Origin of the sequence: Prochlorococcus marinus str. MIT 1013 (assembly GCF_027359395.1) — a bacterium.
GTDB classification, from domain to species: domain Bacteria; phylum Cyanobacteriota; class Cyanobacteriia; order PCC-6307; family Cyanobiaceae; genus Prochlorococcus_B; species Prochlorococcus_B marinus_E.
Genome location: NZ_CP114778.1, coordinates 61,457 through 78,433 on the forward strand (window position 1 = coordinate 61,457; position 16,977 = coordinate 78,433).

The 16,977-nt window shown below is 33.5% G+C and carries 17 protein-coding genes; 13 read left to right on the forward strand and 4 right to left on the reverse strand.

The genetic code is table 11. The features are described from left to right. The first annotated feature begins 71 nt into the window (after window positions 1-71). Window positions 72-2,048, forward strand: coding sequence for an acetate--CoA ligase (gene acs / locus O5633_RS00290; protein WP_269610002.1), 1,977 nt, complete (start codon window positions 72-74; stop codon window positions 2,046-2,048). A gap of 2 nt (window positions 2,049-2,050) precedes the next feature. Here acs and O5633_RS00295 read toward each other — a convergent pair whose 3' ends face one another. After that, window positions 2,051-2,776, reverse strand: a complete 726-nt coding sequence (locus O5633_RS00295) for a DUF1350 family protein (protein WP_269610003.1) — start codon at window positions 2,774-2,776, stop codon at window positions 2,051-2,053. Between the two features lie 139 nt (window positions 2,777-2,915). Between O5633_RS00295 and O5633_RS00300 the strand changes: the two genes are divergently transcribed. From O5633_RS00300 to O5633_RS00345, 10 genes are all read left to right on the forward strand, one after another. Next, the gene (locus O5633_RS00300; protein ID WP_269610004.1) at window positions 2,916-3,761 is read left to right on the forward strand and encodes a 3'-5' exonuclease; all 846 of its coding nucleotides are present in this window, start codon (window positions 2,916-2,918) and stop codon (window positions 3,759-3,761) included. A gap of 109 nt (window positions 3,762-3,870) precedes the next feature. Further along, the gene (locus O5633_RS00305) at window positions 3,871-4,158 is read left to right on the forward strand and encodes a hypothetical protein (RefSeq protein WP_269610005.1); all 288 of its coding nucleotides are present in this window, start codon (window positions 3,871-3,873) and stop codon (window positions 4,156-4,158) included. Between the two features lie 128 nt (window positions 4,159-4,286). After that, on the forward strand, window positions 4,287-5,558 hold the full coding sequence (gene hisS, locus O5633_RS00310; protein WP_269610006.1) for a histidine--tRNA ligase: 1,272 nt from the start codon (window positions 4,287-4,289) through the stop codon (window positions 5,556-5,558). Window positions 5,559-5,579: 21 nt separating this feature from the next. Next, window positions 5,580-6,983, forward strand: a complete 1,404-nt coding sequence (locus O5633_RS00315) for a nucleotide sugar dehydrogenase (RefSeq protein WP_269610007.1) — start codon at window positions 5,580-5,582, stop codon at window positions 6,981-6,983. A gap of 92 nt (window positions 6,984-7,075) precedes the next feature. Beyond that, window positions 7,076-7,303 (forward strand): hypothetical protein, encoded by a 228-nt coding sequence (locus tag O5633_RS00320; protein WP_269610008.1) that lies wholly within the window; start codon window positions 7,076-7,078, stop codon window positions 7,301-7,303. 50 nt (window positions 7,304-7,353) lie between these two features. After that, complete coding sequence (locus tag O5633_RS00325; protein WP_269610010.1) at window positions 7,354-7,692, forward strand: TIGR02450 family Trp-rich protein; 339 nt, start codon at window positions 7,354-7,356, stop codon at window positions 7,690-7,692. A 101-nt stretch (window positions 7,693-7,793) separates the two neighbouring features. Continuing rightward, entirely contained in the window at window positions 7,794-8,036 is a 243-nt protein-coding gene (locus O5633_RS00330) for a hypothetical protein (RefSeq protein WP_269610012.1), read from the forward strand. A gap of 586 nt (window positions 8,037-8,622) precedes the next feature. Beyond that, a complete protein-coding gene (locus tag O5633_RS00335; RefSeq protein ID WP_269610013.1) occupies window positions 8,623-9,675 on the forward strand; it encodes a chlorophyll a/b binding light-harvesting protein in 1,053 nt (350 codons plus the stop codon). A gap of 447 nt (window positions 9,676-10,122) precedes the next feature. Next, window positions 10,123-11,514, forward strand: coding sequence for a sodium/glutamate symporter (locus tag O5633_RS00340; protein ID WP_269610014.1), 1,392 nt, complete (start codon window positions 10,123-10,125; stop codon window positions 11,512-11,514). A gap of 62 nt (window positions 11,515-11,576) precedes the next feature. Further along, window positions 11,577-11,834, forward strand: a complete 258-nt coding sequence (locus O5633_RS00345; RefSeq protein ID WP_269610015.1) for a hypothetical protein — start codon at window positions 11,577-11,579, stop codon at window positions 11,832-11,834. 25 nt (window positions 11,835-11,859) lie between these two features. Here the strand turns inward: O5633_RS00345 and O5633_RS00350 are convergent, their stop codons facing one another. After that, the gene (locus tag O5633_RS00350; protein ID WP_269610016.1) at window positions 11,860-12,567 is read right to left on the reverse strand and encodes a glutathione S-transferase; all 708 of its coding nucleotides are present in this window, start codon (window positions 12,565-12,567) and stop codon (window positions 11,860-11,862) included. A 149-nt stretch (window positions 12,568-12,716) separates the two neighbouring features. Between O5633_RS00350 and O5633_RS00355 the strand changes: the two genes are divergently transcribed. Then, window positions 12,717-13,277, forward strand: coding sequence for a GIY-YIG nuclease family protein (locus O5633_RS00355; RefSeq protein ID WP_269610017.1), 561 nt, complete (start codon window positions 12,717-12,719; stop codon window positions 13,275-13,277). Window positions 13,278-13,654: 377 nt separating this feature from the next. On the opposite strand, the gene O5633_RS00360 is transcribed toward O5633_RS00355, so the two are convergent. Both O5633_RS00360 and crtL read right to left on the reverse strand, forming a co-directional pair. Then, complete coding sequence (locus O5633_RS00360; protein WP_269610018.1) at window positions 13,655-14,368, reverse strand: SDR family NAD(P)-dependent oxidoreductase; 714 nt, start codon at window positions 14,366-14,368, stop codon at window positions 13,655-13,657. After that, on the reverse strand, window positions 14,365-15,651 hold the full coding sequence (gene crtL / locus O5633_RS00365) for a lycopene beta cyclase (RefSeq protein ID WP_269610023.1): 1,287 nt from the start codon (window positions 15,649-15,651) through the stop codon (window positions 14,365-14,367). Before crtL ends, O5633_RS00360 begins: the two co-directional genes overlap by 4 nt. 298 nt (window positions 15,652-15,949) lie before the next feature. On the opposite strand from crtL, the gene O5633_RS00370 reads away from it, so the two are divergent. Further along, on the forward strand, window positions 15,950-16,972 hold the full coding sequence (locus tag O5633_RS00370; protein ID WP_269610025.1) for an SDR family NAD(P)-dependent oxidoreductase: 1,023 nt from the start codon (window positions 15,950-15,952) through the stop codon (window positions 16,970-16,972). Window positions 16,973-16,977 lie beyond the last annotated feature (5 nt).

Sequence of the window (16,977 nt, forward strand, 5' to 3'; positions counted from 1 at the left end):
AGTTTCACTATTAAAGCCTTTTGATCAGAAATGGCTTGAATGCAATAAATCAAAAGTTGTTTTTATCTTTCATGAATTCAGACAATTCTAACTCTATTGAGTCTGTTCTTCAGGAGCAGAGAGTTTTCCCTCCTTCTGATGACTTTTCTAGTAAAAGTAGAATCTCATCTTTTTCTAAGTATTTGGAAATGTCGGAGATGGCTAAATCAGATCCCAATAGGTTTTGGGGTGATGCAGCTCGAGAAGAATTACATTGGTTTAAATCTTTTGATAATGTACTTGACTGGTCCAATCCACCATTCGCTAAATGGTTCGATGGTGGAAAAACTAATATTTCTTTTAACTGTCTAGATCGACATTTAAATAGTACAACGGCTGACAAAGTCGCCTTGATTTGGGAAGGGGAGCCAGGTGAACAAAAAAAATATACCTACAAACAACTACACAAAGAAGTTTGCAAAGCCGCTAATGCACTTAAGTCTTTAGGTATAGGCAAAGGAGATCTTGTCGCTTTGTATATGCCTATGGTGCCTGAGGCTGCAATTGCAATGCTTGCTTGTGCAAGGATTGGAGCACCACATTCAGTCGTGTTTGGAGGTTTTTCCTCTGAGGCTTTAAGGGACCGATTAATTAATGGAGAAGCGAAAGCAGTAATTACAGCTGATGGGGGTTTTAGAAAAGATAAAATAATTCCTCTTAAAGATGCTGTTGATCAAGCCTTGGAGGGTGGTGGTTGCCCAAAGGTCGAATCAGTTTTAGTTGTTCAAAGGACAAAAAAGCTTATTGCTATGGACGATGGTAGAGATTATTGGTGGCATGAAATTGTAGATAGTCAATCAGAAGAATGTTTGCCAGAACAAATGGATAGTGAGGATTGCTTATTTGTTTTATATACTTCTGGTTCTACAGGCAAACCAAAGGGAGTAGTTCATTCAACTGCTGGGTATAACCTTTGGTCTCATTTAACTTTTAAATGGATTTTTGATATTCGTGAAAATGATGTTTATTGGTGCACGGCTGATGTGGGTTGGATAACGGGACATAGTTATATCGTCTATGGCCCACTATCTAATGGTGCAACTACTGTTATGTACGAAGGAGTTCCAAGGCCATCAAATCCAGGCGCTTTTTGGGACGTAATTCAGAGGCATAAAATTTCGATTTTTTATACTGCTCCAACTGCTATAAGGGCCTTTATGAAAGGAGGAGAAAAGATTCCTAAGCAATACGATTTATCAAGTTTAAGACTTTTAGGAACTGTGGGAGAGCCAATTAATCCAGAGGCTTGGATCTGGTATCGAGACGTTATTGGAGGAGGTAGATGCCCAATAGTTGATACATGGTGGCAAACAGAAACTGGAGGAGTAATGATTAGTCCTCTTCCAGGAGCGACTCCAACAAAACCTGGATCAGCAACTTTCCCTTTGCCTGGGATCGAAGCCGACGTGGTCAATTCAGATGGCGTCTCTGTATCTAATAATGAGGGTGGATATTTGGTAGTTAAAAGACCATGGCCTGGAATGATGAGAAATGTTTATGGAGATGAAAAAAGATTTAGAGAGAGTTACTGGGAGTATTTAAAACCTTCAGACAATAGCTATATATATTTTGCCGGAGATGGGGCTCGAAGAGATGAGGAAGGTTATTTTTGGGTTATGGGACGAGTTGATGATGTTATCAATGTCTCTGGTCATAGACTTGGAACAATGGAAATAGAATCAGCTTTAGTTAGTCATGAGCTCATCTCAGAAGCTGCCGTAGTGGGTAGACCTGATGATTTAAAAGGGGAATCAATAGTAGCCTTTGTCACGTTAATAACTGGTACAGATGCAAATGAAAATATTGATGCACAATTAAAAAAACACGTCGTTAATGAAATAGGACCAATTGCTAAACCTGATGAAATTAAATTTACTGATTCTCTTCCTAAAACAAGAAGTGGAAAAATAATGCGCAGAATTTTGAGGGCACTGGCTTCGGGCGATGAAATAAGCGGAGATACAAGTACTCTTGAAGACAGATCGGTTTTAGATAAATTAAGAAGTTAATACTAGATTTTCCAATGAGATACTTGATCGACTATTAAATCAATTTTCTCGTATTTTAAAGAGCTTTGTAAATTTGACTTTAGTAACTTCTCTCTTATACCTAAACTTACTGGTGTTAGATGATTACCATCTAACACCATGATTTTAGATTTATCAGAAGATCGTTCCTTTAATGATTTAAGCAAAAAATCATTTTGATCCAGATTATCATTTTTAAATTTTATTAATAGATTATTTACTTGTAAATAGTGTTCTCTAACAAGATTTAATGTTTCGTTAGGACTTGGACTAAATTCAGTTTGGAAGTTAAGCTTTTGAGACATTTTTCTAAGCAAAGGTATAGATTTATCTGCCTTAAAATTATTAAAGCTTATAGCTACTAAGCCATCGCAATTCCTACCCCCATCGGGTGCTAGTAAATGTAATTTACATCCAAGGCTATGACCTAGTCTTATTGACTTTGGAACTAAGCCAACTCTTTTTTTAAGACTTTTTCGAGATTGACGGAATTGTTTCCACGCATGATTGGCTTGAAGTTGATGATCAAAATTAGGGATATAGCCCCATGAATGTACTGCAAAATTTCTTTTTAAAAGACCAGAAATAAGTCTTTTGTATGTAACTTCTGGCTTGATTGAAACATAGCTACCTCCAATTAGTTCTATAAGACCAACTGGTCTTGAGGGCCATTGACAGAAAACATCATTTATACGTCTAAAGGTACACATTGATGAAAAATCACTCGTTAAGAGAAATAGAAAACAATTATAAATTAAAAATAAGTATCTTTTATTTCTAATGTTCTACTAAGTTTTTCTTCAACTCTGTTTTTTGATAATAATAGAAGTATGACTAATTAATTTTGAAGTGAGAGAAGAGCAGAATCATCAGAAAGTGAGTGAGCAGCTTGACTTTCTAAATGAAACAACTAAAGAAATTGCCAATGAAAAAGAAAAAGATTTAGGAGTAAAAAGTTCTCTCAAATCAAGAGAAGAACGTGTTGGAATTTTAGGGGAAGAACTACCACCTGAGAATATCTTGATATTAGATACAGAAACCACAGGTCTTGACAATGTAAATGATGATTGTATTGAAGTAGGTTCGATCCTTTTTAATGTCAAAAGTAGATCGGTGTTAGCGCAGCAATCTTTTCTTTTACCAGTTGAAATTAATAAGGCAGAAAAAATAAACAAAATTCCTGCTGAAATAACCCGATTGCCTCAACCTCTATCTGAAGCAATTAAATATTTTGAATCTTTAGTTAGAGTATCTGATCTGATTGTTGCTCACAATGCAGAATTTGATATGAAATGGTTTGGTCTGAACAAATTGCCTCAGATCGAAAAACAATGGATATGTTCTATGGATGATATAACTTGGCCAGCTGATAGACAATTGAAGACGCGCCCCTCTGTTAGAGATCTTGCATTGGCTTATGGTATTCCAGTCTGGGATGCACATAGAGCTTTGACAGATTGCATATATTTGGCAGAGGTTTTTAAAAGATGTAGTGAACTTGAAAAACTATTAATTAGAGCGTTAGAACCAAAAGTTCTGTTTCGTGCTGAGATTTCCTATGAAGATAGGCTTTTAGCGAAAAATGCTGGCTTTAGGTGGAATGATGCAATTAAAGGTGCTTGGTCTAGAAAGATGAGTCGTAGGGATATGGAAAAATTAGAATTCCCTGTATGTGAGGTCGACTTTAATGCTTGAGTTGGACTTTTGATAAAGTACTCATTTCAAATCTTTGCTATATGTTTAATGTAATGAGTAATGAGTAATGAGTAATGAGTTTTTCTAGAGTTTTCTCCATGATTGATTTATGAGAAAATATTTCACTAAGAAAAATATAGTTGGCCAGTGTTCTTTTGTTAAAAGTAAGACTGATGGTAAAGAATTGAAGAAGCGTCTCAGACAATGGCAGCACTCAAGAAGTTGGGCTCGTTTAATTTGTGAAGCGGAAAGAATGTGGAGTCTTGAATCAAGAGAACTTAAGAGGCTCGGAGCGATTGAACTAATTCAACTCCAAAATGAAATGCCTTTTAATGTGAGAAGAAGAGTTAATTTTTGGTTGGTTAAATACTCAGGTGCTACTCGACTAGAGGATTAAGCTTAATGACCATTCTAAAATGTGTCTCAGTTATTTGGGATGGCAAAACTCATCTATAAAATATTATTTTTCAGTTTACGTAAACAACTACTATTAAACAAACAATAAATAATTTTGCTGAATCTACTTTGACCAATCTCAAGAATTTAAGAGGAATGGTAGATCTTTTACCTGCTCAGAGTTACGGCTGGCAAAAGGTCGAATCAATTGCACTTGAACATTTTAGTCGAGCTGGGCTTCAAGAAATTAGAACACCGATTATTGAACAAACTGAATTATTTTCGAGAAGCATTGGAGAAAATACCGATGTTGTGGGCAAAGAAATGTACACTTTCGACGATAGAGGAGGTCGTTCTTGCACTTTGAGGCCTGAGGGTACGGCTTCTGTCGCGAGATCAATTGTCCAGCATGGATTATTAAATAATGGGCCTCAAAGACTCTGGTACAGAGGACCAATGTTTAGATACGAGCGTCCTCAAGCAGGAAGACAAAGACAGTTCCATCAAATTGGGGTTGAATTTGTTGGATTAGCCTCTGTCATGAGTGACGCTGAGGTTATTTCAATAGCTTGGAATTTTTTAAAAGATATTGGTCTGAATGATTTGAATTTAGAAATTAATAGTCTTGGAAGTAATGAAGATCGAAATATTTTCAAAGAAGAGTTGAAAAATTGGCTTAATCAGAGATTTGATTTGTTAGATGAAGATTCTCAGAAAAGAATTAATGTTAATCCCTTGAGAATATTAGATAGTAAGAATAACTCCATAAAAGAACTTTTATTTGAGGCTCCTTCTTTAAATGACTTTTTATCAAATGAGAGTAAAACTAGATTTGATTATTTGCAGAAGTTACTCGATAATCTAAATATCCCATATAAAATCAATAATAATTTGGTAAGGGGACTTGATTATTATTCTCATACAGCTTTTGAAATAACAAGTGAGCACTTGGGTTCTCAAGCAACTGTATGTGGTGGAGGGCGTTATGATGGCCTGATAAGCGAACTGGGGGGAGCTCAAGCTCCATCAATCGGCTGGGCTATTGGTATGGAAAGACTAATGATTCTTGCTGCAGATAAAATTTTACAATCAAAATCTCCAGATGTTTATGTGATTCATAAAGGTGAAAAAGCTGAGCAACTTGCTCTGGAAATTACTTGTAAGCTAAGGTCATCAAACTTAAAGATTGAATTGGACTACTCAGGTTCATCTTTTTCAAAACAATTTAAGCGAGCAGATAAAAGTAGGGCTAAATGGGCCTTAGTTATAGGAGAGGATGAGGCATCTAAAGGTCAATTATTGATTAAGAACTTAAGGTATAAACAAAAGGATGAGGAGAGTAACGAATATATTTTTTCAAAGGAGGATCTTGATCAGTTAATTAAAAAATTGATTGCTTAAGAAAATGATGAGTTGTTTTAAATGAGCTCTATTAAAATCCAAAGAATATGTTGTATTGGCGCAGGTTATGTTGGTGGACCAACCATGTCTGTTATTGCAGATAAATGTCCCGATATAGAAGTTAGGGTTGTTGACATCAATAAAGAACGAATTGATGCATGGAATAATTCAGATCTCAATAAATTGCCAATATTTGAACCTGGATTAGATCGGATAATTTCAAGAACAAGAGGTCGCAACCTTTTCTTTAGTACAGAAATGGAAAAGTCAATATCTGATGCTGATATGATTTTTATATCAGTTAATACCCCAACAAAAACAAAAGGTCTTGGAGCTGGACAAGCAAGTGATCTTAGTTGGGTTGAAGCTAGTGCAAGGCAAGTAGCTAAATATGCAGAAGGACATACAATAGTAATTGAAAAAAGTACTCTTCCAGTTCGTACTGCACAAGCAATAAAAGAGATACTTAAGACAGCAAATAGAGAGAATCAAAAAAATGAAATTTCAAAAACTTTTTCTGTTTTATCTAATCCTGAATTCTTGGCGGAAGGTACCGCAATTAATGACTTGGAAACACCTGATAGGGTTTTAATTGGCGGAGAGGATCCTGACGCTATAGATGCACTGGTTAAGATTTATTTGAATTGGGTTCCTAGTGAACAGATAATTTGTACTAATTTATGGAGTAGCGAGCTTTCGAAATTAGCTGCTAATGCATTTCTGGCTCAGAGAATTAGTTCGATAAATTCTATTTCAGCGTTTTGTGAAGCTACTGGGGCTGATGTTCAGGAAGTTGCCAAAGCAATAGGAACAGATAAAAGGATAGGTAATCAATTTCTTAGTGCAGGGCCTGGGTTTGGAGGGAGCTGCTTTAAAAAGGATATTTTGAATTTGGTTTATTTAAGTGGATATTTTGGTTTGCCAGAGGTCGCTGATTACTGGAATCAAGTTGTGGTTCTCAATACTTGGCAGCAAGATAGGATTTATAAAATTGTCCTTGAGAAGCTTTTTGGAACAGTTAATGGAAAAAATATAGCAATATTAGGTTTTTCTTTTAAAGCAAACACAAACGATACTCGAGAATCTCCTGCAATAAGAATTTCCAGTGACTTGCTCGAAGAAGGAGCAATCTTATCAATTTATGACCCTAAGGTCTCATCTGAGAGAATAGAAGAAGATTTCGAAAAATTCGCAATCAATAATCAAGGGATTTGGAAAATGGCCAATTCCATTCCAGAAGCTTTAGAAAATGTTGATGCAGTTTTAATTCTTACTGCATGGGATGAATTCTTTGGACTTGATTGGAATTATTTAGCTTCTTTGATGAGATCACCAGCTTGGGTTTTTGATACAAGATCAGTTGTTAATCGAAATGAAATAGAAAATACAGGCCTAAATTTATGGAAGTTGGGCGAGGGGAGCTAAAATATAGTCAAAAAAAATTATATTGCTATTATGTTCGCTTAGATAATAAAGTCTAATTTAAGTGTTTATTTTATTTAATCTTTAGAAAGATAATGATCTTTAAATTTATTTTCAAAAGACAGGCAAAAAAACCTCAGAAAAAATATGAACAAAAATTCGACATGAATAATTGGATGAGCTTAACAAAGGAAGAGAGATTTGAAATAGACTTTAAGGATAAGAATGAAATAATGAAAAAGAAAAAGGCGTTGTTAAGATCCATCAGAGAAGAATATAATAAAATAAAAAATAAAAATTTTGATAAAGAATATAAAAAATAATGCATAAAAAGATATTAATTATGAATAGTATTTTAACTTATTGATTTTCTATGATTTGGCCTCCAATAAAAGCATGGTCTAGTAAGGTAGCAATTCGAGGAAACTTTCATTTCGTTGCAATAAACTATGGTGGTAAATTATTAAAGAGATGGGTTGTTTTGATGTCTGTAGTTGATTCGGATTTAGTTTTCAAGGTTTCTTGGTCTCAATTAGTTGAGTCATCTAATTGGGAATGTGGATGGAATGAAAGTAAGGATTTAAATTCTTCTGAAATAGTTAATAATAGAGATGGTATACAAATTACTAATTGTATTCATCCATCTACTGATTCTGGATTAACTATACCTATATCTAAAAAGACTATTAGACCTTGGTTTGACAATAGTTGAATATTATTTAAAGAAGATTTAACGAAATTAAGAAAAATTTTACTTAGTTACTTTCTTTCGTTTGGATTTTACGTTAAAAAAAGATAGTGGCTTGTCTAAGAATGATAGAACCAACTACCTGGTTATCAGAAAAAGAAGCTAGTGAGGTTTTAAGAGTAGATGAGCAATCTTTAGAGTTATTGAGAGAAAGAGGGTATTTAAAACCAGGATCTCATTGGAAGAGTTCAAATGATCCTAAGCAATTACCTTGGAAACCCAAAGTTTTCTATTGTATAAGTGGATGTAAAGAAGCTATTGAATATTGGCAGCAATGTGATGCTTGTTTTGATCAAAAAGCAGCTTAAGTAAAAAAAGACTGTAAATGTCTGCTTATTTTAGAATAAATTTTTTAGGCCACTAGCTTTTCACCTTTACAATCTTCTATAGACGTCTCCAGAATTGGATAAAGAGAAATCATTTTTCCATATTCGGCTGATGTTCTATAAAAACTTGCTTTTTTTCTATAGTGGTCTTCCGTTCCCATCTCTAGACTATTGATTCTGTGGATATCCATGAAGAGTTATTCAAATGTATTTAATTACTTAATAGTTGTAAATAAAGAATCCAAATTAATCTTTTATATTAATTACATATTTGAGTGTATTTATATTGATTTATAGACTTTATCGGTTTCGAATGCCTGATATTTTTTGTTTTTATGTATCAATTAATTCTTTAATTAAAGATTATTAGTTTGTATGTATGCATACTTTATATTCGTAATTAATCCGTTGTATTCTATTTTTTCTATTTAAAAACCTATTTTTCTGATAATTTTTTTGTTGTATAAGAATTAAAATAATAAAAAAAATTTACAGATTCTTTCTCTTGGATGATTATTTCGTGAATTTGCTGTAACCTCCGATCGGTTTTGAAAAAATTGCACTTCTAATGCAGACCTATGGAAATCCAGGTGTCACCTACGGGTGGTGGGCTGGTAACTCAGGGGTCACCAACCGTTCAGGCAAATTTATTGCTGCACATGCCGCTCATACCGGTTTGATTGCTTTCTGGGCTGGTGCCTTCACGTTATTTGAATTGGCTCGTTTTGACCCTTCCGTACCAATGGGTCATCAGCCTTTAATTGCGCTTCCTCATTTAGCAGCTCTAGGCTTAGGTTTTGATGAGACTGGAACTTTTGTGGGTGGTACTGCAGTCGTATCAATTGCAGTAGTCCACTTAGTTTTGTCCATGGTTTATGGCGCTGGTGGATTAATGCACTCATTGCTTTTCTCTAGCGATATGCAGGACTCTTCAGTAGTTCAAGCCAGGAAATTTAAACTTGAATGGGACAACCCTGACAACCAGACTTTCATCCTTGGACATCATTTGATTTTCTTTGGTGTCGCTTGTATATGGTTTGTTGAATGGGCCAGAATTCATGGAATTTATGATCCTGCTGTAGGTGCTATTCGTCAGGTTGAATATGACCTTAACTTGAGTCATATTTGGGATCACCAGTTCGACTTCCTTACAATTGATAGTTTGGAAGATGTTATGGGAGGTCATGCTTTCTTGGCTTTCTTGGAAATTACTGGTGGAGCATTCCATATAGCTACTAAACAAGTTGGAGAATATACAAAGTTCAAAGGAGCTGGTCTTCTTTCTGCAGAAGCTATTCTTTCTTGGTCTTTGGCTGGTATTGGCTGGATGGCAGTTGTCGCAGCATTCTGGTGCGCGCAAAATACTACTGTTTACCCTATCGAATGGTTTGGTGAACCATTGGCACTTAAGTTTGGCATTTCTCCTTATTGGATAGATACTGTTGATCTGCCTAACGGAGCGCATACTTCTCGTGCTTGGCTATCTAATGTGCATTATTACTTTGGGTTCTTCTTTATCCAAGGTCATTTATGGCATGCTCTAAGGGCTATGGGATTCGATTTCAAACGAGTAACAAATGCTTTGAGTAATCTTGATACTGCTTCTGTATCATTAAAGTAGTTAAATAAAATTAACTCACTCAATAAAAAAGCCCCTCTTTATGAGGGGCTTTTTTATTGAGTGTTAGTCTTTTCTATTACTTTATGCTTAATTAAATGGGTGTGTTAAGTTAATGAGATATTAGAATTCAGAATTTTTCTAATTGCTAATAATCTCACAAATAATAGTAATAAATAAAGGTTAATATTAAAAATGAGCTTGGTTGAGTTGATTTAAAATGTGGTAATTTTTTAAATATTCTAGTTTTCATATAACTTCCTTTTCTATCTTTAATAAATTTATCTAATAAATAGCTAATTCTTGGTTGATCTTTTATTTACTTATATTTAGAGGTAAATAAATTAGTTGATTGAGATATAATAAGAAGCAAATTTGCTTTGGATATCAATTATTAATATGGGATATTATTTTTTAGGGGTTTTGTTGATTTCGTTAGCGAATTAATAGATGAGTCAATTGATTTTTGGTTTTGAAGACCTATATAAAATTAATGCAATTCCTACCTTGGTTTTGTCTATAGGTTTGCTTGGAATTATAGGGATTTTACTAACGCTTGGAAGAAGATTAGATTCGGCTATGAAGTTGGAGAGATTTGGTATCCCCATCGCCCTTTTAGTTGGAGCAATAGGTTTTTTGATTGGTCCTTATGGACCTTTCTCATTGCTACCAGAGAGAGTTCTGGATACTTGGATGAAGCTGCCAACCCCTTTGCTTACGTTGGTCTTTGCAACCTTAATGCTAGGTAGACCCATCCCCAGAGTTGGTGGGTTATGGAAACCAGTAGCATCCCAAGCGTTATTGGGGCTTTTATTAGGCTTTGGTCAATATGTTGTTGGGGGGGTAATTGTGCTGTCATTTTTGCTTCCCCACTTAGGAGTTGACCCGCTCATGGGATGCATTATTGAAGTTGGTTTTGAAGGGGGCCATGGAGCTGCTGCAATTATGGGTGACAGTTTTAGAAAATTAGGCTTTCCTGAAGGATTAGATCTTGGATTCGCAATGGCAACAGTAGGGTTACTCGCTTCTACATTGCTAGGAAGTGGTTTGGTTGTTATTGGTAGGTTTTTGGGATGGCTAGTCCCAGCTGATAAATTGATAAATAATGATTTGAATGATGTTGATATGGAATTTAAACCGCTTGAACAATTTAGACTGCTTTTATGTAATTTTGCACTAGCTGGATTTGCTGTATTGATTGGTATCTTCCTGCTCTATTGCTTTAGATTGTCTTCTATATATGTGGGTGATATAAGTAAACAAGTGATATTAGCTTTTCCTGTTTTCCCATTAGCTTTAATGGGATCATTCTTTGTTAGATTTATAATAGAAAAAACTGAAAATACACAATTAGTTTCATCACTATTTCAGCGTGAGATAGGAATACTTTCAACAGATTTACTTATAATTACTGCAATGGCTGGGTTGAATTTACCATTATTGGTTAACTATTGGGTCCCAATTAGTATATTAGCTATTGGTGGATTGGTTTGGAACCTTGCAGGCATGTTGATTTTTTCTAGATTATTTTTTAGTGAGGAGTGGTTTGAAAGAGCAATTGCAGAGTTTGGCAATTCAACAGGTGTTGCAGCTAGTGGACTATTACTTTTGAGATTGGCAGATCCAAGAAACTCCACTAATACTTTACCTGTGTTTTCTGTTAAGCAATTATTTCTTCAGCCACTTCTTTCAGGAGGCTTAATTACTGTAATTGCCCCTTTATTTATTAGTAATTTTGGTCTTAAAGGGTGGACAGTATTTTGTGGATTAATCTCCTTGTTTTTATGTGTACTTGCAATATCCTTGCAGTCAAAATATACAAAAGCTTTTAATACCAATTAATACACTTAAGAAAAGTTATAATTGATTTGAATATTGTTTATAAACCATTTTTCCTCTTGTATATGAACCGACAAATTCACCAAGAAATCCCCCCTCAAGAGTTAAAAGAAAAATGGTTTAAAAGTCATCTTTTAGGAAAAGAGGTTGAGTTAAGAGAACTCTATGAATTACCTCAGGGGCAGTTGGATTTAGTCATGGCAGAAACTGCTGAGTTTAGAAGCGATATAGGAAATAGAGATAGGAATCTAGGTAAGTTTTGTACAGCTGGCTATTTTTTAGAGTTATCCAGAATAATTGATAAAAGAAGAGCTTCAGAATAATTTTTAATATTTAATATTTAATATTTTATTGTCCAAAAATCAGTGGCTGGTTTTTCTTATTCCAAGGTTCATTTTTTCTCATAACTATTGGATAATTCTTATGAGTAAAAAAATAATTTAACCAACTTCTTAAAAATCTGATTTCATTATTTTGATCAAATTTTGTAATATCCGCTATTCTAAATTGCCTTACAAATGGCCAGATTGCCCAATCAGCAAGGGTTTCTTTTTCATCAACAAGAAAGAGAGGTTTTCCTTTTTCAAAACATTCTTTTAATCTATTGTTTAAAGATAAAAGTATTTCCATCCCAGCATCTCGATGAGTTTCTGATTCATCAGCATTGAATCTAGATGAATACTTAAATCGATCTAAATGATATTTAAATATTTTATCATTTGTTTCTATAAGATTAAATATTTCTTGTGATTTTTCGTTGTTATTATAGCTTAGTAATGTATACATATTAGATCTTTTAATACTCCAGATCATAATGTCTATACTCTCATCAATTACTTTATTTAAGCTAGTCTTTAATACAGGTACTGTTGCTTTCTTGGAAATTTGAATTAATTCAATAGGCTTGTTCTTAAGATCGACCTCTCTTAACTCAACTATCTGATTTGTATTTAACAAAGCCCATCTAGCTCTGATGGCATATGGACATCTTCTAAAACTATATAGAATATTGTTCTTCATAACTTTCCTGTTAAAATCATCTTGTGACCAATTCATAAATATGATTATTCAATCATATAAATCGTAAATAGAATGTTTTCTACAAATGTATCCTTTACGATTCTTTTTGGAAATTATATTTTATTATAAAATATAATCCATTATCTTTATATTCCTCACGCTTCATTTCTCAAGAAAATTAAATTATGTCAGGATTTGTTTATTTAATGAAAAATGGTGATTTATATAAGCTTGGATGTACCAGTGATTTGAAAAGTGAGGCTAATAAAATGAAGCCAGGTGAAATAATTTCTTCTTTCAAAACAAATGATCCAAAATCGTTTGAGGTGAGACTGTTAAGACTTTACAAGAAAAAAAGAATTCCGGATACTAACTATTTTCGTTTATCTGAATCAGAGGTGAATAATTGCATAAAACACTTAGAAGGTAAAAGTAATTTACCAAAAAGCATAGATGATGAGTTGAAAATTGGATTTAATGGATCTTTGCTGTTTGCATCTATAACTTTTTTGGTCTCATTTCTTATTAATAAAATGTTTATATTTAGTTTTTTCCTTTCAATGCTATTGGCATCTTTACCTATGTGGACACTTGCTATTCTAGGCAGCTTTGGAGGTTACGATACAGATGACCTTAAACTTTTCTCGACAGTTTCTAATAGGATAAAAGGTCTTTTGATAGGAATCTCTTTCACTTCTTTCGCTTATGTTCTATATACATTCTACCGTTCTTCCTTTGCTTTTTAAAATAAACAATCATTTATTATTTTTATACATATAATTTATGATTTCTTGCTTAATTATGAAAATATAGCTATAAAGTCTTTAAGGCTAATTTTTTAGCGACCATGAACATTTCTGATTATCTTCAATTTTTAGAACCAATACAAGAACAGCTTAACAAGGTTTATTCTATAGCTTCTTTAGCCCTTACAGTATTGATTTGTTTGTGGCTTTTTAACTTTATAGTTGGTCTAATACAACGTACGTATTCAGTGGGGAGAGCTATAGGAAGTTTTTATAGGAATTACTTTCACAAGTATATTAGGAAGGCTATTCTTGGGGTCTTGAATACATTCAACAAGACAACTAATCCTATTTAGAAAATAAAATAATCCTTTCTTCTAGTTTGTTGTTTCAAGTATACAGTTAAGTGCAATTTCAAAAGGAACTGAACTGTTAGGTAATACAAGTAAATTTGAACAAATATTTGCAATATCATTAGTCTGGATCATATCTTTTTTGGGAAATTTATTTATTTCTTTTGCCATATCCGTATTTACCCAACCAGGACAAATGGCTGTAACTCTGATTCCTTTACTCCATCCTTCATTTCGCATGGTTTGGCATAAGCTCATTAAGGCGAATTTGCTCATTGAGTAGCTGGCCAAGTTTCCTTTTGATCGTTTTCCACTCATCGATACTAATACAATAATTCTAGCTGAATTACTCATCGATAAATACTTCCATGCATCTTTTGTTAATATCCATGGGCCCATAACATTAACTCTCCAGATATCTTCTATTTCCTGCATTTCATTATCATTAAATATGAGATTTGTTTTCTTTAATATTCCAGCACAATGAATAATAGTATCAATATTTTTAAAAGTTTTGACTGTATTTTCTACCCATCTTTTTGATGACTTTCTATCAGTTGCGTCATAAGTATGTACAACGAATTTTTCTGGACTATGCGATTTCGGATCTAAAGGTGTATTTATTAATTTATCTTTTTTTCTGATTCCTAAGCTTAAACAATGTCCTTCTTCAATTAGTTTTAATGCTATCGCTTTACCTATACCTCTGCTTGCTCCACTTATAAGAATCTTTCTCATTTATTATTAACTAATAATGCTTTAAACAATAAATTTAATTCTCTACCTTGCATTAGCATTAGACCTTGTTTGATAGCCCAAGGTGATTTCTTAAACATTTTCCACATAGCTGATATTAATTCTTTAATGCTGAGGGTATTTGTAAGAAATCCATACCATTGTTTGTTAGGTAAGCTAAAAAATTCGATAAAAAAACCTCTAAGCAACTTTTCTTCGAATCTCATCAATTTTTCTAATCCAAATTTATAAATAGCTTGTTTTCTTCTAAGTTCTGATGGCCATAAGACTTGCCAACCCTTTTTCGCTAGTGAAGCTGATGATGCTTTTTTGTCTTTCATTGCTAGTGAAAGAGCTTTAGCAACTTTAGGGGCCCTTCTTAATAGGCTTCCAACCATGTATCCAGATGCGGGGTGAACCATCCCAGCAGAACCTCCAAAGCCAAGGACCGGTTGAGATAGATCAGGAATAGGCATGTTCATAGGCAAATATGAACCGTGTTCTTCATGCTCAAGGCTCTTTATTTCTAAACCCCGAGTCTCCAACCTTTTTTCCAGTCTTCTTTTTAACTCATCAAGAGAGACTGGTGGAAATAAACCCAAGGATGTTTCTTCTAAGAAAAACTTTCCATCACCCATATCCATAGCGTATAAAAACGTTGGAGCTTCTTTTCTTTCCTCTGGATTCAAGTGGTCGCAGCGATAATCCATTAGAACAAATTGCCCTTTCTCGACGGGAGGTTCGTTGAACTCTCCTACGATTCCATAACAAGTTTGAACGGCTACAGGTCCTTGGTTAGGAGCTTTGATGAAAACAGGTTTGTAACCAGTTGCGTCAATTACTAACCGAGCATTAAGTTCTTTACCGTTAGTAGTTTTAACTGTACTGATTAATTGATTAGTTTCTAAGTTGATTGCTGATCCTTTATGCCATTTTATTTCAGCTTTATTGCATTGCTCTAACCAATAAGCTTGTAATTTATTTTTATCAAAAAGACCATAATCTCTATTATGTTTAGTAATTTCATTCTTTTTAGAATTTGGATCCTTGTCTCCCTCACCAAAATAACTAATGGTGTTTATCCATCTATGTTCAAGCAAATGACTTAGACCAAGTTCGTCAACCTCTTCACCCCAAATACCATAAGTGAAGGGCCAAGGTTCCTCTGGCGATTGCTCCGATAAGATTTCAATATTTAAGTTTTCAATTGCTAATGCTGCCGCTATTGATAAAGCGCCTGGGCCTGAGCCAAGTACTAGAGCATCTTTTAATGCACTAGTACTCATGGCTCACCTTGAAGAAAAATTCCGTTTCCGTTTACTTGGAATCGAAAAATAGGATTTAATTTCTTAGGGTAAAATTTAGTTATTTGAGCGACTCCCTGGATTACCACTTTAAACACCTATGTCTATAGAATCAAGAATAGCTCGTGATGGCATTAACAATGAATTGTATTAATGTTTTTTATCAACTTAATGAGTTTATTTTATTTTTAAGTATGTATGAAGACTTTTTGATTGAAAACTGAAATAATAAAAAACTTAATTTAATTCCAAAATCATTTATTATTGAAATTAAAAATTTATGACAGAAAAATCAAATAGTTATAAAAAAAATAAACCTTTAACTATTTTTATAACAGGTGGTTCATCAGGTATTGGCTATAAGGCTTGTTTAGAATTAATTTCCCTAGGTCATAATATAATTTTACCATGTAAAAATATATACAGGGCGAATGAAGTATTGACTAATTTATTTAATCAATTGCCAGTTAAGTTATATACGAAAGGGGATATTTATACTCCAATAATGGATCTTTCTGATTTGAAAAGTATTGATTCTCTTTGTTCTGAAGTTAAAAAGAGATGCTTGAAAATTGATATTTTAATTTTGAATGCTGGACTTCAATATACAGGCTCAAAAATACCTAGAAGGTCAGCTCAGGGAATTGAATTAACTTTTGCGGTTAATCATTTAGCACATTTCTATTTGACACAAAAGATCTTACCTTTTTTAGATAGAAGTGATGATTCGAAAATAATTATCACCTCTTCAGAAGTTCATAATCCTAAAAGTGGTGGAGGGAAAGTAGGAGCTAAGGCCAACTTAGGAAACCTAAAAGGATTAGAATCTTGTAAAGGATTTGAGATGATTGATGGAAATAAATTTAATGCTGATAAAGCATATAAAGATAGTAAATTGTGTAATATTCTTTTTGCAAGAAAGTTAAGTAATTATTTAATTAGAAAAAACTTATCAATTCCAGTTATTGCATGGGCACCAGGCTTAGTTATCTCTAGAGATAATCAAGGGTTTTTTAGGTATAGTAGTCAATATAATCAATTAGGACAATTATTATTCTCTTTTCTAGCTAGAGATCTGTTAAGAATAACTACATCAAATAAAGATGCGGGGTTACTTTTAACTAATTTAGCCTGTTTGTCTAAATATAATAAGCCAGGTTTCAATTATTATAGTAATAAAATCATTTCATCAGGTAATTTTATTTTTGAAAAATCTGATATCAGTAATGATGCCCGTAGAGAAGATTTAGCTGATAATTTATGGGAATTATCTAAATCTTTAATAGATAAGGTACTTAGATGAATTTA

Excerpts from the sequence above, each read along its gene's own strand:
- acs (WP_269610002.1), top strand. The coding sequence starts at position 72 with ATGAATTCAGACAATTCTAACTCTATTGAGTCTGTTCTTCAGGAGCAG.
- O5633_RS00295 (WP_269610003.1), bottom strand. The coding sequence starts at position 2,776 with ATGTGTACCTTTAGACGTATAAATGATGTTTTCTGTCAATGGCCCTCA.
- O5633_RS00305 (WP_269610005.1), top strand. The coding sequence starts at position 3,871 with ATGAGAAAATATTTCACTAAGAAAAATATAGTTGGCCAGTGTTCTTTT.
- O5633_RS00315 (WP_269610007.1), top strand. The coding sequence starts at position 5,580 with ATGAGCTCTATTAAAATCCAAAGAATATGTTGTATTGGCGCAGGTTAT.
- O5633_RS00320 (WP_269610008.1), top strand. The coding sequence starts at position 7,076 with ATGATCTTTAAATTTATTTTCAAAAGACAGGCAAAAAAACCTCAGAAA.
- O5633_RS00325 (WP_269610010.1), top strand. The coding sequence starts at position 7,354 with ATGATTTGGCCTCCAATAAAAGCATGGTCTAGTAAGGTAGCAATTCGA.
- O5633_RS00330 (WP_269610012.1), top strand. The coding sequence starts at position 7,794 with ATGATAGAACCAACTACCTGGTTATCAGAAAAAGAAGCTAGTGAGGTT.
- O5633_RS00335 (WP_269610013.1), top strand. The coding sequence starts at position 8,623 with ATGCAGACCTATGGAAATCCAGGTGTCACCTACGGGTGGTGGGCTGGT.
- O5633_RS00340 (WP_269610014.1), top strand. The coding sequence starts at position 10,123 with ATGAGTCAATTGATTTTTGGTTTTGAAGACCTATATAAAATTAATGCA.
- O5633_RS00345 (WP_269610015.1), top strand. The coding sequence starts at position 11,577 with ATGAACCGACAAATTCACCAAGAAATCCCCCCTCAAGAGTTAAAAGAA.
- O5633_RS00350 (WP_269610016.1), bottom strand. The coding sequence starts at position 12,567 with ATGAATTGGTCACAAGATGATTTTAACAGGAAAGTTATGAAGAACAAT.
- O5633_RS00355 (WP_269610017.1), top strand. The coding sequence starts at position 12,717 with ATGTCAGGATTTGTTTATTTAATGAAAAATGGTGATTTATATAAGCTT.
- O5633_RS00360 (WP_269610018.1), bottom strand. The coding sequence starts at position 14,368 with ATGAGAAAGATTCTTATAAGTGGAGCAAGCAGAGGTATAGGTAAAGCG.
- crtL (WP_269610023.1), bottom strand. The coding sequence starts at position 15,651 with ATGAGTACTAGTGCATTAAAAGATGCTCTAGTACTTGGCTCAGGCCCA.
- O5633_RS00370 (WP_269610025.1), top strand. The coding sequence starts at position 15,950 with ATGACAGAAAAATCAAATAGTTATAAAAAAAATAAACCTTTAACTATT.